Annotated in this window: 18 protein-coding genes and 3 pseudogenes; 14 read left to right on the top strand and 7 right to left on the bottom strand. The window is 57.2% G+C overall.

What is annotated here, in order from left to right; translation table 11 throughout:
• Window positions 1-14 precede the first annotated feature (14 nt).
• Genes ACT3HL_RS03380 through ACT3HL_RS03365 form a run of 4 tightly spaced genes read left to right on the top strand, consistent with a single transcriptional unit; the run spans window position 15 to window position 3,984 of the window.
• Entirely contained in the window at window positions 15-596 is a 582-nt protein-coding gene (locus tag ACT3HL_RS03380; protein ID WP_445085401.1) for a DapH/DapD/GlmU-related protein, read from the top strand.
• Window positions 596-1,678, top strand: a complete 1,083-nt coding sequence (locus tag ACT3HL_RS03375; RefSeq protein ID WP_445085400.1) for an aminotransferase class I/II-fold pyridoxal phosphate-dependent enzyme — start codon at window positions 596-598, stop codon at window positions 1,676-1,678. The genes ACT3HL_RS03380 and ACT3HL_RS03375 overlap by 1 nt, the downstream gene beginning before the upstream one ends.
• Window positions 1,671-2,648: a Gfo/Idh/MocA family oxidoreductase gene (locus ACT3HL_RS03370; RefSeq protein WP_445085399.1), complete on the top strand. Its 978-nt coding sequence runs from the start codon at window positions 1,671-1,673 to the stop codon at window positions 2,646-2,648. Before ACT3HL_RS03375 ends, ACT3HL_RS03370 begins: the two co-directional genes overlap by 8 nt.
• A complete protein-coding gene (locus ACT3HL_RS03365) occupies window positions 2,632-3,984 on the top strand; it encodes a nucleotide sugar dehydrogenase (RefSeq protein ID WP_445085398.1) in 1,353 nt (450 codons plus the stop codon). Before ACT3HL_RS03370 ends, ACT3HL_RS03365 begins: the two co-directional genes overlap by 17 nt.
• A gap of 40 nt (window positions 3,985-4,024) precedes the next feature.
• Here ACT3HL_RS03365 and ACT3HL_RS03360 read toward each other — a convergent pair whose 3' ends face one another.
• On the bottom strand, window positions 4,025-5,155 hold the full coding sequence (locus ACT3HL_RS03360) for a glycosyltransferase (protein ID WP_445085397.1): 1,131 nt from the start codon (window positions 5,153-5,155) through the stop codon (window positions 4,025-4,027).
• 856 nt (window positions 5,156-6,011) lie between these two features.
• Between ACT3HL_RS03360 and ACT3HL_RS03355 the strand changes: the two are divergent.
• The 6 genes and pseudogenes from ACT3HL_RS03355 (at window position 6,012) to ACT3HL_RS03330 (ending at window position 12,029) form a co-directional block, all read left to right on the top strand.
• Window positions 6,012-6,610: pseudogene (locus ACT3HL_RS03355) on the top strand (IS6 family transposase).
• A 136-nt stretch (window positions 6,611-6,746) separates the two neighbouring features.
• Window positions 6,747-7,630 (top strand): annotated as a pseudogene (locus ACT3HL_RS03350) (IS1595 family transposase).
• Window positions 7,631-7,704: 74 nt separating this feature from the next.
• On the top strand, window positions 7,705-8,694 hold the full coding sequence (locus tag ACT3HL_RS03345; RefSeq protein ID WP_445085396.1) for an SDR family NAD(P)-dependent oxidoreductase: 990 nt from the start codon (window positions 7,705-7,707) through the stop codon (window positions 8,692-8,694).
• A 1-nt stretch (window position 8,695) separates the two neighbouring features.
• Window positions 8,696-9,835: an aminotransferase class I/II-fold pyridoxal phosphate-dependent enzyme gene (locus ACT3HL_RS03340; protein WP_445085395.1), complete on the top strand. Its 1,140-nt coding sequence runs from the start codon at window positions 8,696-8,698 to the stop codon at window positions 9,833-9,835.
• Between the two features lie 536 nt (window positions 9,836-10,371).
• Window positions 10,372-11,316 (top strand): formyltransferase family protein, encoded by a 945-nt coding sequence (locus ACT3HL_RS03335; RefSeq protein ID WP_445085394.1) that lies wholly within the window; start codon window positions 10,372-10,374, stop codon window positions 11,314-11,316.
• A 32-nt stretch (window positions 11,317-11,348) separates the two neighbouring features.
• Window positions 11,349-12,029: a formyltransferase family protein gene (locus ACT3HL_RS03330; RefSeq protein WP_445085393.1), complete on the top strand. Its 681-nt coding sequence runs from the start codon at window positions 11,349-11,351 to the stop codon at window positions 12,027-12,029.
• Between the two features lie 96 nt (window positions 12,030-12,125).
• Here the strand turns inward: ACT3HL_RS03330 and ACT3HL_RS03325 are convergent, their stop codons facing one another.
• Both ACT3HL_RS03325 and ACT3HL_RS03320 read right to left on the bottom strand, forming a co-directional pair.
• A complete protein-coding gene (locus ACT3HL_RS03325; RefSeq protein WP_445085392.1) occupies window positions 12,126-12,797 on the bottom strand; it encodes a PIG-L family deacetylase in 672 nt (223 codons plus the stop codon).
• Window positions 12,798-13,333: 536 nt separating this feature from the next.
• Complete coding sequence (locus tag ACT3HL_RS03320) at window positions 13,334-14,377, bottom strand: glycosyltransferase (RefSeq protein WP_445085391.1); 1,044 nt, start codon at window positions 14,375-14,377, stop codon at window positions 13,334-13,336.
• A 319-nt stretch (window positions 14,378-14,696) separates the two neighbouring features.
• Here ACT3HL_RS03320 and ACT3HL_RS03315 point away from each other — a divergent pair, with 319 nt between their 5' ends.
• Together ACT3HL_RS03315 and ACT3HL_RS03310 are read left to right on the top strand one after the other, a co-directional pair.
• The gene (locus tag ACT3HL_RS03315) at window positions 14,697-16,490 is read left to right on the top strand and encodes an ATP-binding cassette domain-containing protein (protein WP_445085390.1); all 1,794 of its coding nucleotides are present in this window, start codon (window positions 14,697-14,699) and stop codon (window positions 16,488-16,490) included.
• A gap of 228 nt (window positions 16,491-16,718) precedes the next feature.
• Entirely contained in the window at window positions 16,719-17,126 is a 408-nt protein-coding gene (locus ACT3HL_RS03310) for a serine O-acetyltransferase (RefSeq protein ID WP_445085389.1), read from the top strand.
• An 88-nt stretch (window positions 17,127-17,214) separates the two neighbouring features.
• On the opposite strand, the gene ACT3HL_RS03305 is transcribed toward ACT3HL_RS03310, so the two are convergent.
• Together ACT3HL_RS03305 and aglG are read right to left on the bottom strand one after the other, a co-directional pair.
• Entirely contained in the window at window positions 17,215-18,489 is a 1,275-nt protein-coding gene (locus tag ACT3HL_RS03305; protein ID WP_445085388.1) for a nucleotide sugar dehydrogenase, read from the bottom strand.
• Between the two features lie 60 nt (window positions 18,490-18,549).
• Window positions 18,550-19,470 carry a glucosyl-dolichyl phosphate glucuronosyltransferase gene (gene aglG, locus ACT3HL_RS03300; RefSeq protein ID WP_445085387.1) on the bottom strand — a complete coding sequence of 307 codons (921 nt, stop codon included), beginning with the start codon at window positions 19,468-19,470 and terminating at the stop codon, window positions 18,550-18,552.
• A gap of 202 nt (window positions 19,471-19,672) precedes the next feature.
• On the opposite strand from aglG, the pseudogene ACT3HL_RS03295 reads away from it, so the two are divergent.
• Window positions 19,673-19,912, top strand: a pseudogene (locus ACT3HL_RS03295) (UTP--glucose-1-phosphate uridylyltransferase); the annotation flags it as partial.
• 89 nt (window positions 19,913-20,001) lie between these two features.
• Window positions 20,002-23,214 (top strand): oligosaccharyl transferase, archaeosortase A system-associated, encoded by a 3,213-nt coding sequence (locus ACT3HL_RS03290; protein ID WP_445085386.1) that lies wholly within the window; start codon window positions 20,002-20,004, stop codon window positions 23,212-23,214.
• A 119-nt stretch (window positions 23,215-23,333) separates the two neighbouring features.
• Here ACT3HL_RS03290 and ACT3HL_RS03285 read toward each other — a convergent pair whose 3' ends face one another.
• Complete coding sequence (locus ACT3HL_RS03285) at window positions 23,334-23,957, bottom strand: methyltransferase domain-containing protein (RefSeq protein ID WP_445085385.1); 624 nt, start codon at window positions 23,955-23,957, stop codon at window positions 23,334-23,336.
• 81 nt (window positions 23,958-24,038) lie between these two features.
• Window positions 24,039-25,202, bottom strand: coding sequence for a DUF7350 domain-containing protein (locus ACT3HL_RS03280; protein ID WP_445085384.1), 1,164 nt, complete (start codon window positions 25,200-25,202; stop codon window positions 24,039-24,041).
• Window positions 25,203-25,225 lie beyond the last annotated feature (23 nt).

Here is a 25,225-nt window from a genome sequence, read left to right as displayed (position 1 = left end):
CAACGAAACCGACAATGAGCGAGACATATCAGGGAGAGGATTGCGAGATCGATCCGGGAGCCACGGTGGGGTACGAGTACGCAGAAAACATATCGCCGGCCGAACTCGGAGATAGAGTCGTTGTTCGTACGGGGAGTATCGTCTACGGTGACGTCAAGATCGACGATGAAACACAGACCGGACACAACGTCCTGATTAGGGAACACACCGAAATCGGTCAGAAGTGTATCGTCGGAACGAATACAGTTATCGATGGATACTCCGAAGTGGGAGACAACGTGAGTCTCCAGACTGGCGTCTACGTCCCTGCACAGACGACGATCGAGGATCGGGCGTTTGTCGGTCCCTGTGCTGTCCTGACGAACGATCCGTACCCGGTCAGGCAGGATGTCGATCTTGAGGGACCGACACTCAAGCAGTCGGTGTCGATTGGCGCGAACGCGACGGTTTTACCGGGAGTTACAATTGGAGAACGGGCGTTCGTGGCGGCCGGGGCCGTCGTTACAGAGGACGTCCCAGCTGAGACGCTCGCTGTCGGGGCACCCGCGACATTCAAATCACTTCCTCAGCAACTCCAAGAAGAGAACGGTCTCTGATGATTCCGATAGCAGATCCCAAGCTAGGCGACAAGGAGCTCGATCGCGTTCGATCCGTGCTCGAGAGCGGGATGCTTGCCGACGGACCGGAAGTTCGCTCCTTCGAGGACGAGTTCGCATCGTACTGTGGAACCGAATACGCCGTCGCGACTTCTAACGGAACGACAGCGCTTCATGCGTCGATGGAAGGGCTAGGGCTCGGGTCCGGCGATAACGTACTCACAACGCCGTTTTCGTTCGTCGCCAGTGCGAACGCGATCCGGCTCTGTGGTGCCGAACCGGTCTTCGCCGACATCGACCCTCGAACCTACGCGCTTGATCCGGATGCTACCCGTGAGGTTCTCGAAGAACGAGACGACATCGATGCGATCGTTGTCGTCCATCTCTACGGGCTCGCAGCAGATATGGATGCGTTCTGTTCGATTGCCGACGAGTACGATCTCCTGTTGATCGAAGATGCCGCCCAAGCTCACGGTGCGGAATACGACGGAACACGAGTCGGCTCCTTCGGTGACGCCGCCTGCTTCTCGTTTTATCCGACAAAGAATATGACGACTGGGGAAGGCGGGATGATCACGACCGACCGGGAGGAGGTGGCCGACGCTGCTGCACGGTTTGTAAACCACGGGCGAACCGACGGCTACGAACACGTCGAACTCGGCCACAACTTTCGGATGACGAGCCTGGCCGCCGCGATCGGCCGTGCCCAACTCGAACGCCTGCCGGAACTCACCGAACAGCGTCGGAGTAACGCCGGACGTCTCTCGAACGGTCTGCAGGAGACACCGCTGACGCTCCCCCACGAACCCAAAGACAGACGACACGTGTATCATCAGTATACGGTACGGGCTGATGACCGGGACAAACTTCGTCGTCACCTCGAGGAATCGGGTGTTGGTACCGGGATCTACTACCCGAAGTGCATCCACGAACAGGAAGCGTACGCCGACGTAGAGTACACCGCGCCGATGGCAGAGGCGGCAGCCGAGGAGGTGCTGTCACTCCCAGTTCATTCGAACGTTTCGGAGTTGAACATCGAAACAATCACAACAGCGGTACGGAAGTTTTACGCTAATGAGTGAGAGACCGGTCCCAGTCGGCGTAATCGGCGTCGGCAGTATGGGGCAGCACCACGCTCGTGTTTACAACGAACTCGCAGATGCGACGCTGGTCGGTGTGTACGACGTGGATTCAGAACGGGCGAAGCAGATCGCTGCTGAGTACGAAACCGATGCGCTGTCTTTAGACGAACTGATTACGGCCGTCGACGCTGTTTCGATCGCCGTCCCAACTGAGTACCACTACGATATCGCTCGAAATTGTATCGAGAGCAATATTTCGATTCTCGTCGAAAAACCGTTCGTTTCCAAAGCTGAGGAGGGAAAAGATCTGATCGAGCTTGCAGACCAACACGGCGTACAGATACAAGTGGGCCACATCGAGCGATTCAATCCGGCCGTTGAAGCCCTAGAAGAGATCGTTCCGCAATTAGATGTGACTGCTGTCGATGCCCGTCGGCTCGGCCCGGATCCCGGCCGCGAAATCAAAGACACCGTCGTTTCGGACCTTATGATTCACGATGTCGATATCGTGTCGTCATTGATTGATTCAGATATCGCGTCGATCCAGACTGCTGGGACCGCTGAAGGCCGATATGCCGCATCGACGCTGACATTTGCAGATGGCACTGTCGCCTCACTCACCGCAAGTAGACAGACCCAACAGAAGATCCGAGAACTAACGATTACCGCGACCGATCGATACGTCAAGGTCGATTACTTGGACCAGTCGATCGAAATCCATCGACAATCCGCCCCTGATTTCATCACTGATGATGGCAGTGTGAAATATCGGCACGAAAGTATCGTCGAGAATCCTGTAGTCGAGAATGTCGAACCTCTCAAGAATGAGCTACAGTCGTTCTTGGAGGCGGTAGCTGCAGACACTACACCTAGTGTTTCAGGAACAGAGGGTTTGGAAGTCGTCAAAATCGTCCAAGAGATAGACGAACAGGCGTTCGGAACTGAGGAGACAAATGAAGCCCTACAATAACCGCGAACAAGAGCTCCGAGAAGCATTTACTGGTGGTGATATCCCGGTCACGGTCTACGGTCTCGGAAAAATGGGGCTCCCACTCGCGGCGGTGTATGCAGACGCCTGTGGTTTGGTCACCGGTGTCGATGTTGATGAGACAGTCGTCGAATCCATCTCATCCGGAACTGCGCACGTGAACGGTGAACGTGGACTGGACCAGCTTGTCCAGCGGACCGTCGAGTCGGGCGCTCTTTCGGCGACAACCGACGAACAGCAAGCAGCGGCAAACGCCAGTATTCACGTTATTATCGTTCCGACGTTAATTACGGACGACAACGAGCCCGATCTGTCGGTGGTATCCGACGTCGCCTCTGACATCGCCACCGGTCTCGAACCCGGTGACGTCGTGTTCATCGAGTCGACTGTGCCTCCACAGACGTGTCGAGACGTCGTTGAGCCACTCTTGGCTCAGCAGAGCGGTCTCGATGTCGACGAGTTCGGCGTGGCGTTTTGTCCCGAGCGAACGTCGAGTGGACGCGCGATCGAGGACATTCGCGGCGCGTACCAGAAGATCGTCGGTGGGACCGATCCCGAAGCGACGCGTGTCGCACAGGTCGTGTATAAGGAAATTAATGACTCGGGCGTGGTGCCCGTGTCAGACGCGACTACCGCTGAGGCGGTCAAGGTGTTCGAAGGTGTCTATCGGGACGTCAACATCGCCTTTGCCAACGAGTTAGCAAAACTCACAGACGGCTTGGAGATCGACGTTTTGGAGGCGGTCGAGGGTGCCAACACGCTCCCGATGTGCGATATACATACCCCCGGCGCTGGTGTCGGCGGCCACTGTATCCCGTATTATCCGTACTTCCTCATCAATCAGTTCGACGGACCGACGCCGCTCATGGAGACGGCTCGGAACGTGAACGACTCGATGCCCGAATTCGTGACCGAGAAACTGATCGACGGATTGACCGAGCGAGAGACGGCGCTTTCGAACGCGACTGTGGTCGTGCTCGGTCTCACGTATCGGGCCGGGGTCGCGGAACTCAGGCACGCGCCGTCTATCCCGATCGTGGACCGGCTCGTTACACAGAACGCGGAGGTGTTCGTCGTGGACCCGTGGTTGGAAGACTTCTCCACGTTCGACGGAGCCACACCGATCGATCAGTCAGAGATCTCCGAAGTGGATCCCGACGCGGTCGTATTGGTCACCGCACACGGCGAGTTCGAATCGATCAATTGGCACGCGTTCGACCGATCGCTAGTCGTAGTGGACGGACGACAGGCGCTCGACTTGGGAGAAACGGATCACTGGGTGTATACGATCGGACGTGCCAGAACGTTCAATAGTTGATCCAAAACGGATCTACACAGATTATCTCCCAAATGTGGCACTACTGGTCAGTTAATCTGTTGTAGAGTTCGAGGAGGGAGTCTCGCTCGCTTTCCCAAGAATATTCAGTCTCTACCCGGTGTCGACCTGCTGTACCCATCTCTTCTCGGAGTGTACTATCCCGTGAGAGCGTTTCGAGAACTGACGCCGTCGCGTGTGGATCGTCATATGGTACGATTTCACCGCAATCGCTCGGGAGATACGCTCGGTTAGCGGTCGTATCGCTTGCCACGACCGGAATCTGCGCGTACATATATTCGAACATTTTCGTGGGGACGCCATATTCGTAGGGACCCGAATCAAGAAGTGCTAGCCCGACATCGGCGGCGGCGAGGTATGCGAATATCTCGTTATGTTCGACTCGCCCGAAAAATCGAACAGCATCATTCAATTCGTGATCCCGGATATAGTTTCGAGTACGGCGTTCAGTCTCGGCATTGTTGAACGCTCCAAGTAGCCATAAGCCCGCGTCGACACCGCCTTCTCGTAAGAGCCGAAGGACTTCGACCATCCGATGAATTCCCCGTGTCGACGTGAGGCCCCCGACGTACACCAAGACGAAATCGTGGGTTCGATTGACTCCGGTAGCGTCGATCACGATGTTTTCGGTGATCGGAAAGTTACGGACGAGCTGTACCGAGCTATGACCCAACCCCTCGAAATCCTCTTGGATCCACTCCGTGGCAGCGATGACTGCATCTAGCGGCTGGCAAAAGCCGGACTGAACGTGGGGAAAGATATGTTGGAAAAAGGGATTGAATACGTCTGGTGGAAAATCGTAATCTCGGAACGAGATATCGTATTGCTCGTGACAATCGTAGATGACCCGAGCATCGGTGCGAACTGCGAGTGCGGCACCAACTGGAAGCAATCCCGGATCGTGAAAATGATAAATATCTGTATCGATATCACGGGCGATCTTATACATTTTCGGGAGATCGACGAGACGATCGAGATGTGAACTCGCGTCTTCAACAGATATTATATCGATACCGTGTTGTGATTCACTCTGGGTGTGATGTGCGATAAGATACACATCATATCCATCCTCTTCTAGAGTTCTAGCCTGTTTATGGAATATTCGCGTATCGTCAATTGGATGTGCCGACGTAAGAACGCATACAGAGGTCATAAACGGTAATGATAGTCTCTCCGTATCAGTCTTATGAGGACTGTCGAATAGCGGTCTCATCGTGGACAGTCGCTCCATTGAGTTGGTATGTGAGCGAATGCCACTACTGACCCTCAGATTGAGGGGGAACATTATTTTCGCTCAAAGAGACGCTATCCACCAGAGCAGGATGGAAACCAGAGGTAACCCGTCCTCACGGGGCTCAGTTGCCACTGAACGTTAAAACCACTTTGTGACACGACTACCTTGTTTCGTCGCGACCACTTTCCAATCGGTGTCTGCGGGTAGCCAGCGTACAACTGTTCGGCCGCGTTCTCGTATCGCTCGTGGAGTTCTGTAGCCGAGACCTCGCCAGCGGTGCGAATCAGTTCGTAGAGTACGTGATGATGCAGCGGAACCGAGTTGAGGTTCGATTGCCGAATACGGTGGAGTGCTCGGTCGTACGAATCGCCGATGTCCGTGTCGGATCGTCTCGTGGGAGCGTTCGACTGCTATGCAGCTGCGTAGAGTGACTGAATCCCGAACCGTGCGACACCGGCGACGTGATTCGCAATCGATCTGAGTTGGTCCCGAGTGACAAGATCCTTCACGAGCCCCCTAGTTCGCACGGGCCTCGAGAATATCTGCGAGTTCCTCCGTGCTGTATCGACGCAGCTGAATGTACCGATCCCGTCAAACGAATGGCTGTCACCCACCGGCACCTGAGCGAGCCACGACTGCGGGTCGTGGCAGATCGCAACGATCGACATTCGGGGAATAGCGTGGAGGCGTTCGATCACGTCGTGGTGGTAAATATTGTCGGCGGCACTGTTCAGATAAGGTCGAAGAGTGAGGCGGTCGTAGATTGTTGGTGCCTATGCCAAAACCCAACCGCCTCGTCGGATGTAGCGACTGGCCTGAGTTAGGATTTGTGGTGCGAGAGGCGACACCCGAGCCGGCGATAAAGCTAGGTATCCAACTGCATTTGGCGGGATTATCGCTGGCTGATACCGTCTCAGTCCTCGCTGGCTTGGGTGTCGAACATTGTCGCTCTACCGTTCACAACTGGATTCAGAAGGCCGATCCACAGCACACAGAGGGACAGAATCCGGGTTACGTTGCGGTTGATGAGACCGTAATTCGAGTGAATGACCAGCGCTACTGGCTGTTTGCGGCGGTCAATCCCGATGCGAACCGCCTGCTGCACGTGCGGCTCTTCCCGACCAGAACCCAAGCGCTGACCGAGATGACGCGATCTTCCTGGTTGATAGAGCGCCGTGGTTGCAGGCAGCCTGCCACCGCCACGCACTCCGATTCCAACACGTCACCCACGGGAATCGGAACGCCGTCGAACGCGTCTTCAAAGAACTCAAACGCCGAACTGAAGCCTTCGCCAACCACTTCAGACACGCTGATCCGAACACAGCAGAAACGTGGCTCCAAGCATTCGCCGTCTGCTTCAATCAGCTTATCTGAACAATGCCATATATTTTCCGAAGCAATCAAGGATGTTGCTTCTGACACTTGTCGGAAGCAGATTGTAGGTCACGGAGATCTGGCGCTACAGAAGCGTATCGGAAAGGGGTGACGCTGCCGCGTCAACCGACGAAGGATGCTCCCAGTCAAGGGGTTCGTCTCGAAGCGTTGGGCCGCAGACCTGCTGGGACAGGTTTGCTGCGTAACGGTCTCAGTTGCCTACGCTGTCGTGGCGAATCTATGATTCGATACGGCAGCTATCGAGTGTTTCAGCGGTATCTCTGTGAGAATTGAGACCGCACGTTCAACATCAGACGGGCACTATCATCGAACACTTGGCGGTGGCACTCAGAAAGTGGTTTCTCTCCGTCTACACCTACATCCGGTTTAAAACGCGTCTCAGACAGCTAGACGTAAAAATCGACGTTTTCTACAAGACGATCTACCGGCGCGTCCAGCGCTTCCTGCGAGCGCTGGACCTCACATCGCCCGCAGCTGGAAGGACCGGTCGAGATCGATGAACTGTACGTGAAAGCTGGGCTCAAAGGGCGCGAGCGCGACAGGCTGTCGCGCTCGCGTGGCCTGTCTACACGCGGGCATAGAACATATGTCAAGGACAAGCCACCCGTGTTTATTCTGGCTGATCGTGGCACCGATGAGCGGTACGTGATCCCAGCGAAAGCCGCCACGGAATCGACGACTTGACTCCTGCTTGCTGACCGCAAAGAGAAGACGTTAACCGTCTATATTGACGGCTTTCGAGCGTACGACCCACTCGACGAGGACGACACATTCGTCCGCGAATACGTCGTCCACGGCGACGGTGAGTACGTTGATGGAGACGTACACGTGAATACGTGCGAGAGCCACACGTCGATGACGCGACCGTGGCTCTCGCCGCATCGAAGTGCCTCCAAAGACAAACTTACGCCATATCTCAGAGCGTTACCACTCCGACGTGAAGTCTTCCGAAAACTTGGGGAAGAAGCGCTGAAAATCATCCTCAAAACAGCACTCTAACTCACCAATAATCTACGTCACAAGAGCGACGAGCATATAACAAATAATAAGATACCCACACCAAATCTTGCAATATGACCGATAGAACCATTCTCCTCACTGGAGGCGCGGGCTACCTCGGCTCCATCCTGTCGCGACAACTGCTTGATGACGGCCACGAGGTTTTAGTATACGACGCTAAGCTTTTTGGTACCGACGCTATTGACTCGCTCCGAGAGCGGGACCGATTTGAGTTTGTCTCGGGAGACATTCGAGATACAGACGACTTGGAGCCTGTCGTGGAGCGAGCGACGGATGTGGTCCATATGGCCGGCATCGTCGGCGAACCAGCGTGTTCCGCGGACGTGGACGCGACGATAGAGGTGAATCTCAACGCGACGGTCGAACTCAAGCGACTCTGTGACCGTCACGGCATCAATCACTTCGTCTTTATGTCCACCTGCAGCGTCTATGGCAACTCCGAGGACGAACTTCTCACCGAGGTGTCCTCCATCAATCCCATCTCGGCGTACAGCCAGACCAAGCGCCTTTCCGAGGATTCGCTGCTTTCCTCGGAGGTGTCCTTTTCGCCGACCGTCGTCCGCCTCGCCACCGTCTACGGTCTCTCACCCCGCCCGCGCTTTGACCTCTCCGTGAACTTCCTCACGAAGAAGGCCGTTCGCGACCACGAGGGTACCATCTACGGGGGCGACCAGTGGCGCCCGTTCATCCATACGACCGACGTGGCGCGCGGCGTCCGTGCCGTCCTCTATGGGGACCGCGAGGATGTTGAGGGACAGATTTTCAACGTCGGATCCACGGATGAGAACTATCAGATGAAAAAAATAGGGCGCATCCTTGACGACGTGGTGGCCGACGCGAAAGTTGAGATTGACCAGTCGATGGTGGACAAGCGGAGTTACCGTGTCTCCTTTAAGAAAATTGAGGAGGTGCTCGGCTTCAAACCAGAGATGACCGTTCGCGACGGCATCGAAGAGGTTCGGGACGCTCTCGTCTCTGGGGAGATTACCGACCCGGACGACAACCAGTATTATAACTACGTGCCCAAGGAGGAAGAGGAGTAAGATGGCGGACGGCGACCCGATTCCGCTGTTCGAGATAGACTGGGACCGACAAGACGTGCTGAACGCCGTCAATTCTATCACGCGCGGTAGCTACTGGGCCAAGGGACCGTACGTGGACGAATTCGAAGAGCGAATCGAGTCCTACCTAGACGTTGAGCACGCGGTAACGTACAACTCGGGAACGACGGCGCTGGTCGGAGCTCTTCAGGCTGTCGGGGTGGAGGAGGACGATGAGGTTGTCGTCCCTGCGTTCACGTTCATCGCTACTGCGAACTCCGTCCGCCTCGTCGGCGCAGAACCTGTGTTCGCGGATATCGAGCGGGACCGGTACGCCCTTGACCCCGACGCTGTCCGGGCCGCGATAACGGACCGGACCGCCGCAATCCTGCCCATCCACTGCTACGGCAAGCCGTTCCTGATGGCCGACCTGCGAGCAGTCGCAGACGACTACGATGTCCCACTCATTGAGGATGCCGCGGAGGCGTTCGGGGCCTACGAGGGCAGTGAGATGGTGGGGACAGTCGGCGACGCGGCCGCTCTCAGTTTCTGTCAGAATAAAGTCGTCGCGACCGGAGAAGGCGGCGCCGTCGTGACTGACGACCCGGAACTCGCCGAGCGACTGCGTCTCTATCGGTCCCACGGACGGAGTAGTAGCGACTACTTCAGCGCCGCGGACAGCGGCGAGTACGTCGCTCTCGGAACGAACAACCGGATGGCGGACGTCGTCGCGGCAATCGGCGCGGGACAGATGACCCGCGTCGAGGACATCGTAAAGCGCCGTCGGTCGGTCGCAGCGGACTACCGCGATGCGCTTGCGGGCGTGGACGGAATCAACCTCCCAAGCGAACTTGCCGATGGCCGCCACGTATACCAGATATACACCGTGACCTGTGCATCGTCAGCCCTCCGCACGTCTGTCCTCAACGCACTCGACGCCCACGATGTGTCTGCGAAGGTGTACTGGGACCCGCCGGTCCATCGCACCACGTTCTATGGGGATGACGACTACGCAAATCTCCCAGTTTCCGAGGACCTCGCGAGTCGAGTGCTCTCACTCCCTATGCATCCCAACCTCTCCCCCGAATCGGTGGCCCACGTCGCTAAGGCTGTCCGAGCGGGCGTGGCAGCCCATAGGGACTGAAGTGGACTAGGTAGTGTGATTCTATGTTATCAACGAGAAACTCGGTGTCACCGGGCTGGTCGCCTGATGTAGCTCGGTCGAAACCACCGCGTTGTTTTGTTGCGGTCAGATAGAAGCTTACGTGGAGGATCTTGTTCGTGTGAGGATCAACTGAGCCGTATAGCCAGAACTGCTGAGCGTGGAAGAGGATCATCTTCTCATCAACCGCGAGTTGACTCGCTGAGACGGCGAAATCAGCAGTAACTTAGCTTTATGACCCAGTTGTGAATAGAAACGACCCCCCATTAATCCGTATTCATCAAGAGATTTTTCATATAATAGATTGATATATTGGACAAGTAACTGCAGATCTCTACTTTAATCGCTCATCGGGGCGTTCTATATCGCTCCCCAAACCATATTTTATCCGCGCGATAATATGGTGAGTTGATATAATTCTGGCATAAGCACTCAGATCTCGTCTGTCTCATTTTCTAACTTAACGCGACCACTGTGGTAGCCAAAACTACTAAATTCCGACGCAGGAAGGTTGAGGTATGCGGATTGCATTTGTCTCACACAACGAATTGGGGTTAGCTTGTCTCGAAGAGTTGATACAATTAGATGCGGATGTCCGTTACGTGTTCACGAAACCTAGTGATCCTAATATTTCTGATCAGGTCGAATTTGAATCGCTCTGTCGATCTCACAGTGTTCCTATTACTGAGACGGAATCTGCGAACGATGATTCGGCGGTGGCAACGATGCGCAAGTGTGATCCTGATTTACTGTTCGTGATTGGATGGTCGGAACTGGTTTCCTCAACTGTGCTGAATATTCCGTCAGTCACCGCCCTCGGAATGCATCCGGCACCCCTCCCCAGAGGTCGGGGGCGAGCACCACTCGCATGGTCGTTGATTAAAGGACTGGACGAGACGGCACTCTCATTTTTTCATCTTGTTGAGGAAGCTGATGCCGGCGACCTCGTCGGCCAACAATCGCTCCCGATCGATATTGGCGATAACGCCGGATCGATGTATCAGAAGATGATTGACGCTGGCCGCGCAATGATACGTGAGTACTATCCGAAATTCGAACAGGGATTTGTACCGCGAATACCCCAAGAAGACGAGGAAGCGACGTGGTGGCCGCGGCGGAGACCAGAGTATGGGATTATCGACTGGAACAGTGCTCCACGAGATGTGTACAACTGGATACGAGGACAAACGCGACCGTACCCCGGTGCGTTTTCTTATATAAACGGACAAAAGGTGACGATATGGGACGCAAACCCGCCAAACGAGAACACTACCTTTGTCCGACCCAGTGAGATATCGTATCAGAATGACGACGCTCTCGGTGTCGGTGTGTGGGAGGGTACGATCGAAATAACAGAACTCCAGATCGAGAATGATGAACCAGTAACGGGCAGAGAGTTTTTAGAAGACTACGAATTTAAGATAGGTGATTCATTCAAGAATGCCCGGGAGTTCGGTGAGTAATTCTTTTGATGCAGCTTACTTAATTAGAACATATGGATATTGTGTTCCTCGGGATCAATGATACTGGCCGAGAGATTTACCAGTGGCTCTGCAATCGGGACGAAGTAAGGGTTCGTGCACTACTAACGACTAAGGAACAGCTTTCTCTGGTGGAAGATATCCAACCTGATGCAGTCGTCGCAGCAGGTTATCCATATATTGTGCCTGAGGAAATACTTACAATCCCTGAACGTGGCTGTATTAACGTCCATCCTGGATATCTTCCTCAGGGTCGTGGATATTACCCGAACGTCTGGAGCATCGTAGAAAACCTTCCCGCAGGGGGAACAGTCCACTATATGGATACTGGAATCGATACCGGAGACATCATTGCCCGGAAGCGGGTGGAGAAGCAGTTTTCTGACGATGCAAAGTCTCTCTACGAACGGATCGAACGCACTAGCGTCCGTCTATTCAAACAGGCTTGGCCGGAGATTGAGTCGGGAGACGTAACCGCAACCGAACAGAGCGACGACAAAGCAATCTATCATCGCAAATCAGACTTCAAAGATCTCTGCCAGATCAATCCGTCTGAAACGCACACTGCACGGGAGTTTCTTAATGTGCTCCGGGCACTCACTTTTCCCCCCCACGAGAACGCTATGCTTGAAATGGATGGTAAACAGTACACCATTGAGATTGATATCACTCCAGTTGGAGATCGTCCCAGTTAAAAGCAAAAACTGAATATAGTTTCAGCGCGATCACTCTTCCTCCTTAACGAAACACGACCGGATATGGGCGGCTGGAATGTTTAATTTTGCAATCATTCAGATCTCTCTATCCCGAGCTACCACGAGCGAAAACGCCTCAGCGGCTTCGAATCCGGCTTCGACACCGCGGGTGGTCGCTCGTGCCCGGATCGCTCGTTCCGAGCGTGGATGTGGAAACTCTCGCACCTCTGTGTTGTACTCTATGAACGACTTAACTTTCGTATCGACGTACCCGGAAATGTTGACATATCGATTGGGAAAGAACTGCCGTCTGTCGCCGCCGGTCCACTCGGTCGAAGAGGGAGTCTCATATGCGTAGATTCGGTCTACCCCTGATCCGGGACGGGAAGCGACGAGTGTCGATTCGTAGACTGCAACGTGGTCTTTGTTGACCTCGTGGGGTGAGTGGGTGTATATCACATCCGGATTGACAACCTCTACAGTCTGCTCAATCACAGAGTTGACCTTAATGTGAGCCGTCGCATCAAGTTTCATATCAGTGAGATCACCGAAGTGGACATCTTTTAGGCCGAGTCTATCAGCGCACGATCTAGCGGCCGTTCGCTTCTGTTCAACGAGGGACTCGTCGTCGTATTGCGTGGTCGTTCCTTCGGTGACGATCAGCGCGTGAACCTCATCGCCGGTATCGGCGTGTTTTGCAAGTGTCCCACCGGGTCCGAGCACTTCGTCGTCGGGGTGTGCACCGACAGCTAACACAGTTTGTGGCATATAGGATCCCTTCTAAACCCAATTATTTCTCTCTGCTGGTCTGCCGATTCTCACTCGGCAAGGACCTCATCTGTGATCGGATCACCGAGAGCAACCAAATTGGAGAGACGGTGACCAAGAATTTCCTCGTATCGCCCGGCTAAAGGCCGTTGGATGGACGAATGGCCCCGATATAGTCGGCCGTGAGCGTCTTTCCGCCCTCAACATCGGTAGTTGTGTACAATGACTTCCTAGTGATAAAAGCCCTATACATCTCATCAGCGACGGGCACTTCTCCGGAGATTCTTGCGCTCGTTCAGCATTACGTATAATATTAACTGATTGACTCAGTTTGGCTGAGACGGGTCACACCGTCACGCCAGCGAATCTTTTGGAGTAGGTCCGCGGCTCGATGCTCCGAGACGAATGTCTTGATTGAGAACATCGTTTGTCGGGTGACGCGGTCGCGTCACCCCTGCCCGCTGTGATTTCCAGCCACTGCTGAGAACTGACCAACAATCCTCTACCCAAGAGTGAATAGGTAAGCAGGTCCTCGATTATACCACATATGAATTATTGAATTTATGAACAACTGAGTCTATATTATGCGTTTTTTTCACATATTTCCGGCTTTTCTCACCATATTTTTTTAATTCGCCTCGGCAATTAACAAGATTTTCCAGACAGTCGCTAAGATTCTCTGGATTGGCCTGAATAACCGGATTTCCCTCCGGCAAATATGTTTTTACTGATTCACTTAGGGACGCAACAACCGGCTTTCCAAGCGCCATTGCCTCTTTACTGAACATCCCATATATTCCATAATCTGAATTCATCCAGCCGATGACGATATCTGCCGTTTTATAGATCTCTATTGCCTCAGAGTGGGGTGTATCCTCAACAATCTGAAGCTCCACATCATATCCTCGAAATTTGAGAGTTGAAACTGCATCAATGATATGTTGTGTTCCTTTTATTTCTCGATCTGTTGGTGCATGAACTATCTTAATTGGTTTTGAACTATTTGGGTCAGGGTAATGTGGATCGAATGAACTTGTATCAATTGGTGTGGGAACCCAAGTCGCAGTGTCTGGAGCCCAATCTAGCAGATCAGGTGTAGCGACAAGAATTGCATCCGAGAAGTTTCGATAGAACCATGGAACACCCTTCCACCGGATATCGTGGCCATGGAAGTGCATAACAATATGTTTTCCTTGAGCTTTCCATAGGGGAAGATCGAGACCGTACGGAATATAAAACTTTGAGTAGGATATGACACTCCTATAGTGGAAATGAATCACATCAAAAGATGAAATTATATTCTGTATAACTTTCATCTTGTTAAATAATTCTATACAATTGGTAAGATACATAGGAATATATTTCGGTTCTGGATGGACCTGAATAATACGATCTGCTCCAAATTCATAGGGATCCTCATTAAATACTACCACGGTACTTTCCATCCCCAGATCACGCTGCTTCTCAGCAATTACAGAGGGGACACCAGCAGTATTGCCAATATGAAGAACAGATTTATCCAAAGGGTTATGATCAGGATGGTCAGTAGTAGAAGAACTAGCGCGTCCTTGTTTGTCCATAGCCCAAGTAAAGTCATCAACTAAATATATCTTGTGAGCACGGGGTAGTTTCGTTTTAATCGTTAGTATCTAGTGAACCGTCAGACGATATTGGGTTGTAGTGCTTTCCTGTCTTCCTAAAACCGACAAATCAGTTCGTCACCGGTAAATTCCTCGAGTTACAGTCTCGATTGCTCCAGTATGACAACATAAGAGACGTGATATTTACACAGAGTCACTGCCGTATGATGATTCAGTAGAGCCGAAGGATTCAACAGAGCCAAGATAGAACGGATTTCACTATTCTTATACACATTCGCCTGAAACACTCGCCAATTCGATGACCTCCGCAGACGAACTTTCGTGGGCCGAAAAGATAGCGGCCCTCCGACGTGTGGCCGCCTATCGCCCCACATTCACTGTCGTTCTCGTCCTTTTCGGTGGCTTGGCCGCAGTCCTCGAGGGCGTCGGGCTGGGCTTCATCTATCCCATTCTCGAAGTCGCCCAGACCGAAGGTCCGGTCGAAGGCGGCGGTCCGGTCCTCGAAACCTTCCTCTCTTTCTACGACTTCGTCGGCGTCCCGTTCACGCTCGGGTATCTGATCGTCGGCGTTGCGCTCGTTATGATCGTCCGCTATACGTTCTCCTTCTTGGTTGCCTGGCTCCGGGCCATCCTCGCAAAAAACTACGAGAAGTATCTCCGAACCCGAGCCTTCGGGAGCGCACTCGACGCGCGAATCGGCTATTTCGACCAAGAAGGGTCAGACGACGTACTCAACGCCATCATCACGGAGACTCGCTATTCCGGCCGGGTCATCCGCGACGGCGTCCGGACGATGGAATACGTCTTTCTCGTTATCGTCTACCTCGGAGTTATGCTCTACATCACGCCGGCGATGACCGTGTTGGCCATCGTCCTTCTCGGTGGAATTACTGTCCTCCTACGCTTCGTTATTGAACCGGCGGTGACAGTCGGCAACCGGGTCGCCGAGGCCAACGAGGAAGTCCAAGAGACCGTCCAAGCAGGTACTCAGGGCGTTCGAGACGTCAAGCTCTTCGGACTCTCCGATGAGGTGTTTTCCTCCTTCCGCGATTCGATCGAACAGTACGCCGATTCGAGTATCAATCTTACCCGAAACAAGGCCGCGATCCAGAACTACTACCAGCTCGCCGCCGCATTGACGATCTTCGTTCTCATCTATGTCGGCTTTACGTACTCCGGGCTCACGCTCGGCGAACTCGGCATCTTCCTCATTGCAATGTTCCAGCTCGCCCCACGTGTGAGTACCCTCAACAGTTTCTTCTACAACCTCGAAGGGAACATCTCCCATCTCGTCCGCACCCAAGGCTTCCTTGACCGCCTTGATGAAAATCAAGAACCGGACGGCAATAAATCGGTCCAGTCTGTCGAAGAGATCGAATTCGAGGACGTCTATTTTTCTTACGAGCCGGATGAACCCGTTCTGCAGGGCGTCTCCTTCGGGGTCGAACGTGGCGATTTCGTGGCCTTCGTCGGTCAATCCGGCGCCGGAAAGTCCACGATCGTCTCGCTTCTGGCCCGACTGTACGATCCTGACGCGGGCGAGATCAGGGCCGACGGCACTCCAATCGAGAAATACGATCTCGACCAGTGGCGCGAACGCATCGCCGTAGTTCGCCAGCAGCCGTACATTTTCAACGACACCCTCGAAGCGAACATCACGATCGGCAATCGGGGCGCCTCGCGAAAGGAAGTCGAGGAAGTCTGCGAGATCGCCAAGGTCGACGAGTTCTTGGACGAACTCCCCAACGACTATGACTCTCAGCTGGGCGACGACGGCGTCCGCCTCTCGGGTGGGCAGCGCCAGCGCGTCGCCCTCGCTAGAGCCCTTCTCAAGGAGGCCGACTTCCTCGTGCTCGACGAGGCCACGAGCGACCTTGACTCGAACTTAGAACGCCAAGTTCAGCGGGCGATCGAGTCGATGGACCGCGATTACGGGATGATCGCCATCGCCCACCGCCTCTCCACGGTGAAAAACGCTGACCGAATTCACACTGTAGATTCCGGGGAAATCGTCGAATCTGGCACCCACCGAGAGCTACTTAACACCGAGGGAGAGTACGCCGAACTGTACGCAATTCAGTCGAAGGAATAGCATTATCGGGTCCTATTGAAGCGACATACTGCGTTGGAATCATTGGGGTTACGTGGTATGTAGACGAGATACATCAGGACGACTGCATAGATCGAGTGAGTGATGACGCGCAAACGCTACTAAACAGTGAGATCTATCCACCAACAGTTATTTGATTGACCCTCGAACGGACGTGCTATGGGATTGCTCAGGAGATTTATAAACCGGTTGAAATCGGATGGGTTGTTTATGACCTCACATCTTACGTTGAAATATCTGACCGGATTCAACGTAATTAATATTTTTAACGCGGTTCTTTTCCGCGAACACAAGATATTGATGTCGTGCGATATCTCGACCGTTCTCCCAGCAAGTACAGAGCTTCCACATCCCGTTGGGATCGTTGTTGGGCACGACGTTGACGTTGGGTTAAACGTTCTCATCCGTCAGAACGTCACGATCGGAAGAAGAAGCCCAGAGCGTTCCGCAGGCTACCCGACAATCGGCAACGGCGTCTCGATCGGAGCAGGGTCTGTTATTCTCGGCGACATCGAACTGGGTGATGGCTGTGTTATCGGGGCGAACTCAGTCGTTTTAGACGACGTGGACGCAAACGAAACGGTCGCTGGAGCCCCTGCGAAGAACATCAACACATAGTTCTTCGACCTCTCGCCGAAATTCGCCGCAAGCGGTCACGAAGAAATAATTCTAATTCGGTTAACGGACAGATACAATCCGTATGTACCTAAAGTTGACAGACGTTCGATTCTTTTCCGCTCGTCGCGTTCCGCGTATCGAACACCAGCGACGACCAATCGGCGATCCGATCGAAGTCGATGACCGAATGGTCGGTCAGCACCAACACGCAGTCGGCGTCGCGCAACCGTCCCTCAGCCAGTGGGACTGATTCGTATTCGCGCCCCTCGACCTCGAACTCGGGAACGTGCGGGTCGTGGTACACGATTTCGGCTCCGTAATCGTCCAGTAGGCCGATCACGTCGTAGGCAGGAGATTCCCGGACGTCGGAGACGTCCGGCTTGTAAGCGACGCCCACAACGAGCACCGAAGACCGCGACACCGCGAGACCCTCGTCGTTCAGCAGTTCCATCACGCGCTGGACCACGTGCTTCGGCATCTCGCGGTTCACCTGATCGGCGAGATCGATGAATCGCGTCTGGATGTCCTGTTGTCCGGCCTTCCAAGAGAGATACAGCGGATCGACGGGGATGCAGTGTCCGCCCAGTCCGGGACCGGGGTAGAACGGCATAAACCCGAACGGCTTCGTCGCGGCGGCGTCGACGACGTCCCAGACGTTCACGTCGAGTTCGTGGGCGATCTGTGCGACCTCGTTGATCAGTCCGATATTGACCGCCCGGAAAGTGTTCTCCAGCAGCTTCACCAGTTCGGCCTCCGTCGCCGACTCGACGCGGATGACCTCGTCGAAGACCGGTTCGTACAGCGCGGCAGCGTGGTCACCGCATACCAGCGTAACGCCGCCGAGCACCTTCGGGATCGCTGTGATTGGGTAATCCTCTCGTCCCGGATCGATCCGTTCGGGTGAGAAGGCGACGAAGACATCCTCGCCGACGGTTCTGCCGTTCTCTGAGAGCGTCGGAGCGACGAGTTCCTCGGTCGCGCCCGGGTACACAGTGCTCTCGAGGACGACCGTACAGCCGTCCGGGATGACTGTGGCGAGAGATTCCGTCGCGTTGGCGACGAACGAGAGATTGGGCTGGCCGGTCTTCCGAAGCGGCGTCGGCACGCAGATCGAGACGCCGTCGACCTCGTCGAGATCCTCGTAGGACGTCGTCGGTCGAAAGCCCGCGTCGAGGGCGCGCTCGACTTCAGCGTCGCTCACGTCCGTCACGTACGATGTGCCGCGCGCCAGCGCATCGACGCGGTCATCGTTAACATCGACGCCGACGACGTCGTATCCGGAACGGGCGAAAGCGAACGCCAACGGGAGGCCCACATAACCCAGTCCGACGACGCCGACTGTCTCGGCGGTTCGCGTACTCATTGACCGTCCCTGCGTCACCGCGGCTTGTTAGGCTTGTTATTCCGAGCCGAACTGCCTCCGCTACCGCCACTTGACGATCCCGTACAAGTATCCGAACCCAACCAGTCCGGTCAACAAGAGGAGCCAGACGAGCTGACTCACACGCGCTCGCGAGGGGTCCCGAAACAATCGACGGAGCCGGTCGGGAACCGATTCCAGAAGTAAATACCGGAGGAAGTCCGACTCTTCGCCGCTTTCGGCATCGGAGATCAACGTCTCCAGCGCGCGCTTCGAGTAGCCCTGCCAGAATGCGCGCTTTGCCAGCCATGCCGGATCAGTTCGGTAGTCGAATACCTTGTGCGCGACCTTTGCGTCAGGGTTGTAGATGACCCCCCGGCCGAACTCGCGTCGCAATCGCGTTCCGAGTTCGGACTCGTGCGCTTGGATTTCGGCGTCGCCCTTCCGGCCGACGTGCGGATCGAATCCGCCCAGCTCCTCGATCACCTCACGCCGAAACGAGATGTTCGAGCCGAAGGTGTTTCGCACCTCCTCTCCGGGCTCGGCAAATCCCCGGTGAGTGACGCCGATCAGCCAGTAGAACTCCTCGGGGAGAAACGAGGGCTTGCCGGCGACCCACGCGGCTGTCATCTTCCCGCCGACGGCGATGGCATCGGTGTCTTCGTATACGCCGACGAGCTCTTCGATCCACTCGGGATCGGCGATCGCGTCGTCGTCGATCTGGGCTACGATATCGCCGGAGGCATACTCGATCCCGTGATTGCGCGCCGCCGAGATACCGACGTTCTCGTCAGTCATCGTTACGACGACATCCTCGAGATCCCCGTAGTCATTCCGCAGACGCTCGAAAGCCGCCTCGTTTCCGTCAGAGACCAGAACGATTTCGACGTTGTCGTACGTCTGATTCACCACGCTCTCGACGGCCTCCTCGAAGTGCTCGTAGCTGTCAAGCGTGTACGTACAGATGACGACGGAGACTTTCATCGGTCGAGAGATGCCGACGCGGTACCGTAAGGGTTGTTACTCGTCTCAACGTCAGTTAATGGCGAGAAATAGAGATCTCGTCGGTAATAGCGACGGGAATCAAGATACTGCTCACACCGATATCTCTGACGGTGAGAATCAAGATTCCTTTCACGGTCTTGACCTCAAATCTCGTCGACTTTACTCTGAGTTTCGTCGCTTACACACGTTCTCGCCGGCGATCTTCCACGCGTGTCACCTCGTGCAGCCGTCGGACCGCGGCGAATACGAGCTTTCGGACGCGATCAACCTGCTCATCCAGTCCGGTCGGACGATCGACGCCATCCGGATGGACGGCTGGCGCATCGACGTCGGCTACCCCGAGGACCGCGACGAGGCCGAACGGAGACTCGAAGAGGGATACGAGGTCGACGAGGCGGAATCGAGCGTCACGGCCGAGTGACAGCACATAGGGGGGCGGCCTGCGACCGCGTCGACGCTCGTCCGCTTAACAAAAGGCTTATTCGCGCTTTCCGAAACAATCTCTTCATAATGGGTTCGCGCAGCGAAACAGACGGCGGTGGGGACCAGTCCGTTCTCGATATCGTCGAGGACTGGTATCACGTTCCCGCGCTCCTCCTCGTGGTCGTCGCGATGGCGGCCATCCGACTCCAGTCGTACAGCAACTTCATCCGAGACGGCGACGTGTTCTTCTCGGGCAACGACGCCTGGTACCACTTCCGGTCGACGATGTACGCGGTCCAGAACTGGCCGTCTACGATGCCGTTCGATCCGTGGACGGGCTTTCCCTACGGCACCTTCGCCGGGCAGTTCGGGACGCTCTACGACCAGATCGTCGCCACCGTCGCCCTGATCATCGGGCTCGGCTCACCGAGTCCCGAACTCGTCGGGAAAGTCCTCCTCGTCGCGCCAGCGATCGCCGGCGCGCTCACGGCAATCCCTGTCTACGTGATTGGAAAACGTCTCGCCGGCCGGCTCGCGGGACTCTTCGGCGCTGTCGTCCTGCTACTGCTCCCCGGATCGTTCCTCAACCGGACGCTCGTCGGCACCGCCGATCACAACGCGATCGAACCGCTCGCGATGGCGCTCGCCGTCGCCGGTCTCGTGGTCGCTCTCCAGAAGGCCCAGCGAACGATGCCCGTCTGGGAAGTCGTCCGCGAGGAGCTCATCGAGAACCGCACGCTCGACACGCTCGAAGAGCCGCTGAAGTGGAGCCTCTTCGCTGGCTTTCTCACCGGTATCTTCCTCTGGATGTGGCCGCCGGGCGTCGTCCTCGTCGGTATCGTCGGCGTCTTCGCACTCGTGAAGATCACGAGCGACGTCGTCAACGGCCAGACGCCCGAGCCGACGGCGTTCGTGATCGCGACAGGGATGCTCGTCGTGACCGTGATGGCGTTGCTCTCTTTGGAGGTCGTCGGCTTCGATACGAACGATCCGTCGCTCCTCCAGCCGCTGGCCGCCTTGAGCGTCGCCGTCGCGGCGGTCGTCCTCTCGTGGCTCGCACGCGTGTGGGAGGACACCGATCTCGACACGAGCCTCTACCCGGCAGCGGTCGCCGGCATCGCGATCGTCGGAATCGGCGTCCTCGCCGTCCTCCCGCTCGGAATTACCGATCTCGTCGTCAACAACCTCCTCCGTATCGTCGGCTTCTCCGCGGGCGCGTCGGCTCGGACCATCGGCGAGGCCCAGCCGTTCATCTCCCCCTCGAACCTCCAGCGCTACGGCGTCGACGCCGCCGGACGGATCTCGCTGGAGTACGGGCTGACGTTCTTCACCGGACTCTTGGCCGCAATCTGGTTCCACGGCCGACCGCTCGTGAAGAAGGGAACCCAGCGCGCATACGGCTACCTTGCCGGCGGGCTCGCGGTCATCGCACTCATCTTCCTCGTGCCCGCGATCCTCGGCGGCATCGAGAGCGTCGTCGGCGTCGACGACCAAGTCGCCGGGCTGCTCATCGTCTCGGCGATTATCGTCGGCGCGACCTTTATTACAGAATACGACTCTGAGAAGCTCTTCCTCGTCGTCTGGGCGGTGTTCATCACCGCGATGGCCTTTACCCAAGTCCGATTCAACTACTACCTCGCGGTCGTCGCCGCCGTCTTCAACGCATACCTCTTCGGCCAGATACTCTCGTGGGTGGATCTCGACACCTCCGCGCGCGAAGCGGTCGACGACATCGACGGCTATCAGGTGCTCGCGGTCGTCGCCGCGATCCTGCTGATCCTCGGCCCCGCGCTGATGGTCCCTATCACCGTCGGCAACACCTCGACCTCGCCCGCGTGGGAACAGGCACAGAGCAACGGGCCCGGAGCGGTCACCGTCTGGGACGAGTCCCTCGAATGGATGCAGGGTAACACGCCCGAGGAAGGGAACCTCGGCGGCGCGGGCAACGCCGATCAGCTGGAGTACTACGGTACCTACGAGCGCACCGACGACTTCGAGTACCCCGACGGGGCCTACGGCGTGATGTCGTGGTGGGACTACGGCCACTGGATCACCGTCCAAGGAGAGCGGATTCCGAATGCGAACCCGTTCCAGCAGAACGCCGGTACCGCGGCGAACTTCCTGCTCGCGCCGAACGAGACTCAATCCGAGAACGTTCTCACCTCCCAGAGCACCGAGGGGGACCAGACCCGATACGTGATGGTCGACTGGCAGATGGCGACGCCGGGATCGAAGTTCGGTGCGCCGACAGTGTTCTACAGCGCCGAAGAGAACGTCTCCCGCGAGGACTTCGTCCGGACGATGTACCGCTTCGACGACGCGAACGAGGGGCAGTTCGTCGGGACCACCTCGATCCGCACCGACCGCTTCTACGACAGCACGATGACGAAGCTGTACTACTACCACGGGAGCGCACAGGAGCCCTCGCCGGTCGTCGTCGACTGGGAGACCCGCGAGGTCCAGACCACCGGCGGCGACTCGCTCACCGTCCCCGCCAACCCGCAGGGCGAGGACAGCTTCGTCCGGACCTTCGATAATATGAGCGCCGCCGAGGAGTACGTCGCGAACGACGAGACGTCGCAACTCGGCGGGATCGGACAGTACCCGGCCGAGCGCGTCGAGGCGTTAGAGCACTACCGCCTCGCGCACGTCAGCGACACCTCCGCGAGCAACTCGATCCTGCGGAACAACTTCCAAGACGCCCGAGTCGCCGGTGTCAACCCGCAGGCGACCGTTCCGAGTAACCCCGCGTGGGTGAAGACCTTCGAGCGCGTCCCCGGGGCGACCGTCGAGGGCAGCGGCGCGCCCGCGAACGCGACGGTGCGCGCACAGACCGAGCTCCGGATCCCGAACACGAACTCCACGTTCACCTACACGCAGCAGGCGGAGACGAACGCCGACGGGGAGTTCGAGATGACGCTGCCGTACTCGACGACCGGATACGACGAGTACGGTCCGGACAACGGCTACACGAACGTGAGCGTTCGCGCGACCGGTCCGTACACGCTCTCGACGTCGCCGACGATCACCGACAACGGCTCGCTCGTCACCTACCAGTCTGACCTCTCGGTCTCGGAGGGTGCGGTCAACGGCGACGCGGACGGCACCCTGAGCGTCGAACTCGAACGGAGCGAACAGGAGCTCCAGATCGGCGGCAGTTCGGGCGGTGACGGCTCCGAGAGCTCCGAGAGCGCGGGCGGATCGACCGATGACGGATCGACCGATGACGGATCGACCGACGACACGCAGTCGGCGCTGCGCGGCTCGGCGGTCGCGATCGACAGCGCGCGCGCGAGCTGATCGTCGTCGTCCGTTTCGGGTGAGATCGGTTTCCAGACCCGGCGTGGGTTCGACGCTTCTGTGCGGGAGCGGGACGAATCCGTCGTCAGCGGCTCTCCTTTCGGCGCCCAGACCTCACGCTACTTCGACGCCGTGCGGAACGCGCGCACGGTGTCTCGCCGCATCGATCGGACGTCGACTTCGACCAGTCCCAGATCGGTGAACACCCCGTTCCAGTCGCGGTAGTAGAGCGGGACGTCGTCGTTGACGTAGTTCACCGCCGGGTCGGCCGATCCCGTCCGGTCGGGGTCGCCCTCGTTCTCGACGGTGACGAGGAGTTCGTCCGTGATCCGAGCCAGTTCCTCGAAGACCCACGCGGAGTCCGGATGGATGTGCTGGAGCGTCTCCACGGAGTAGACCGCGTCGAACTGACCGTCGTCGAAGTCGCCGACGACGTCTCCGATCGCGCCGAGGTAGAACTCCCCGTTCGCGGCGAGATCGGGGTAGACGTCTTCCATCACGTCGAAGGCCTCGTCGTTGATGTCGACTCCCGAGAGGTCCTCGAACCCGCAGTCGTGGAGGTGCGAGAGGTGCCGTCCGGAACTGCACCCGAGTTCCAAGACGGCCGCGGTGCGGTCGACGTGTCGGTCAAGAATCTCGCGGAGGACGTCGCTCGTCTCGTTCGGGCCGTGGTAGGCGTAGTACGCCGGCGAGTACTCCCCGGAGCGCTCCACCCACGCTCGTCGAACGTCGTTAGAATTCACACATAACGAACGCGGCGGACACGTAAATCCCCATCGTCGCCCCGAGAGCGCACCGGGCCCGCGGTCCAGATCCGCCCGCGATCACGACACGTCAATCGAGACGTCGCCCGTCTCGAAAAACGCCGTCTCGTAACCGTCGTGGCGGGCGATCTGCGGCGTCGTCGTCGTCTTGACCCGCAGTTGATCGCCCTTGCGCACGTGCGGGGCGGGAGCAACCGCGCCGTAGTGATAGCCGAGTTCCGGATCCAGTGTCGACCGCAGCGTCTCCTCGAATATCGGCTCGCCGTCTCGAGACAGCGTGGCGCGCAGTCCCATCATCGGGAGCGTAATCTCGTTGTGGGGGGTCCGCACGGAGACGTACAGGTACGGCGACGCGCCGAACCGCTGGTCGGTGCTGTCTCCGTCGCTCGTATCCTCGCCGACGAGGAACGCATCGAAGACGGCGTCGCCGGACGCGGTCCGACTGTCCGCCGAGCGTTGCTCGGCGCCCGCGCGCCCGAGGTGTCGACCGGGGAGCGATTCGACTGCGGGCGCCCGCCCCACCGGGATCTCCCCCATCTCCATCGGCGGGACCGCGCCGCGCTCACCCGCGTTCTCCGGTCGAGAGATGGAGACCTTTCGTAGCTCGTCGGCGTCGAACTCGACGTCAAACGTCGCCGTCGCCGCCGACTCGAACGCGCCCGCGAAGCCGCCGGTCCGTCGGACGGAGACGCCGCCGACGCGGACGTGCGCCTCGTAGGCGCCCTCGCCGTCGAGCGCGTAGTTGTCGCCGTAGTGCATCCCCATCTGCTGGGAGAGCATCGGATAGGCGACCTCCTGGGTGACGAGCCCCTCGTCGTTCCGGATCTCGACGTCCAGCCCGGAGTCGACGGGCAGCGCCTGTCCGGTCTCGGTGTCCCACAGCGACACCATCAGGTGGACGTCGTCGTCGGCCTCGACGACTGTCTTCGACGTGTCGGTCCCCGAAAGCGTCCAGAAGCGGTGCGGGTAGGAGTACGTGAGCGCGACGCCGTACCGGCCGGCTGTCGTCTTGCCGTACATCCCCATTCCCTCGGTCATCGCCGGGACGTAGACGGCGTCGGGGCGATCCTCGGCCAGCGGCGGATCGCGCCACGCCGACTCGCGGCGGAAACCGAGCGTCTGTAGACAGCCGGCCGTGCCGAGCAGCCCCCCGGTGGCGACGCTGCCGAGGAACGCGCGCCGGGTCGCCCCCGATCGAGGGTTCGACGGTGGTGACGGCGACATCTTCTCAGTTCGAGACTTTCGCC

This window comes from Halobellus sp. GM3, assembly GCF_052545375.1.
The sequence above is the reverse complement of the archived record's forward strand: the minus strand, read 5'-3'. Positions and strand labels throughout refer to the sequence as shown.

Coding starts and splice junctions, on each gene's coding strand:
- ACT3HL_RS03360 (WP_445085397.1), bottom strand. CDS start 5,155: ATGACCTCTGTATGCGTTCTTACGTCGGCACATCCAATTGACGATACG.
- ACT3HL_RS03315 (WP_445085390.1), top strand. CDS start 14,697: ATGACCTCCGCAGACGAACTTTCGTGGGCCGAAAAGATAGCGGCCCTC.
- ACT3HL_RS03290 (WP_445085386.1), top strand. CDS start 20,002: ATGGGTTCGCGCAGCGAAACAGACGGCGGTGGGGACCAGTCCGTTCTC.
- ACT3HL_RS03280 (WP_445085384.1), bottom strand. CDS start 25,202: ATGTCGCCGTCACCACCGTCGAACCCTCGATCGGGGGCGACCCGGCGC.
- ACT3HL_RS03320 (WP_445085391.1), bottom strand. CDS start 14,377: ATGGACAAACAAGGACGCGCTAGTTCTTCTACTACTGACCATCCTGAT.
- ACT3HL_RS03310 (WP_445085389.1), top strand. CDS start 16,719: ATGACCTCACATCTTACGTTGAAATATCTGACCGGATTCAACGTAATT.
- aglG (WP_445085387.1), bottom strand. CDS start 19,470: ATGAAAGTCTCCGTCGTCATCTGTACGTACACGCTTGACAGCTACGAG.
- ACT3HL_RS03365 (WP_445085398.1), top strand. CDS start 2,632: ATGAAGCCCTACAATAACCGCGAACAAGAGCTCCGAGAAGCATTTACT.
- ACT3HL_RS03330 (WP_445085393.1), top strand. CDS start 11,349: ATGGATATTGTGTTCCTCGGGATCAATGATACTGGCCGAGAGATTTAC.
- ACT3HL_RS03305 (WP_445085388.1), bottom strand. CDS start 18,489: ATGAGTACGCGAACCGCCGAGACAGTCGGCGTCGTCGGACTGGGTTAT.
- ACT3HL_RS03380 (WP_445085401.1), top strand. CDS start 15: ATGAGCGAGACATATCAGGGAGAGGATTGCGAGATCGATCCGGGAGCC.
- ACT3HL_RS03335 (WP_445085394.1), top strand. CDS start 10,372: ATGCGGATTGCATTTGTCTCACACAACGAATTGGGGTTAGCTTGTCTC.
- ACT3HL_RS03340 (WP_445085395.1), top strand. CDS start 8,696: ATGGCGGACGGCGACCCGATTCCGCTGTTCGAGATAGACTGGGACCGA.
- ACT3HL_RS03370 (WP_445085399.1), top strand. CDS start 1,671: ATGAGTGAGAGACCGGTCCCAGTCGGCGTAATCGGCGTCGGCAGTATG.
- ACT3HL_RS03375 (WP_445085400.1), top strand. CDS start 596: ATGATTCCGATAGCAGATCCCAAGCTAGGCGACAAGGAGCTCGATCGC.
- ACT3HL_RS03345 (WP_445085396.1), top strand. CDS start 7,705: ATGACCGATAGAACCATTCTCCTCACTGGAGGCGCGGGCTACCTCGGC.
- ACT3HL_RS03325 (WP_445085392.1), bottom strand. CDS start 12,797: ATGCCACAAACTGTGTTAGCTGTCGGTGCACACCCCGACGACGAAGTG.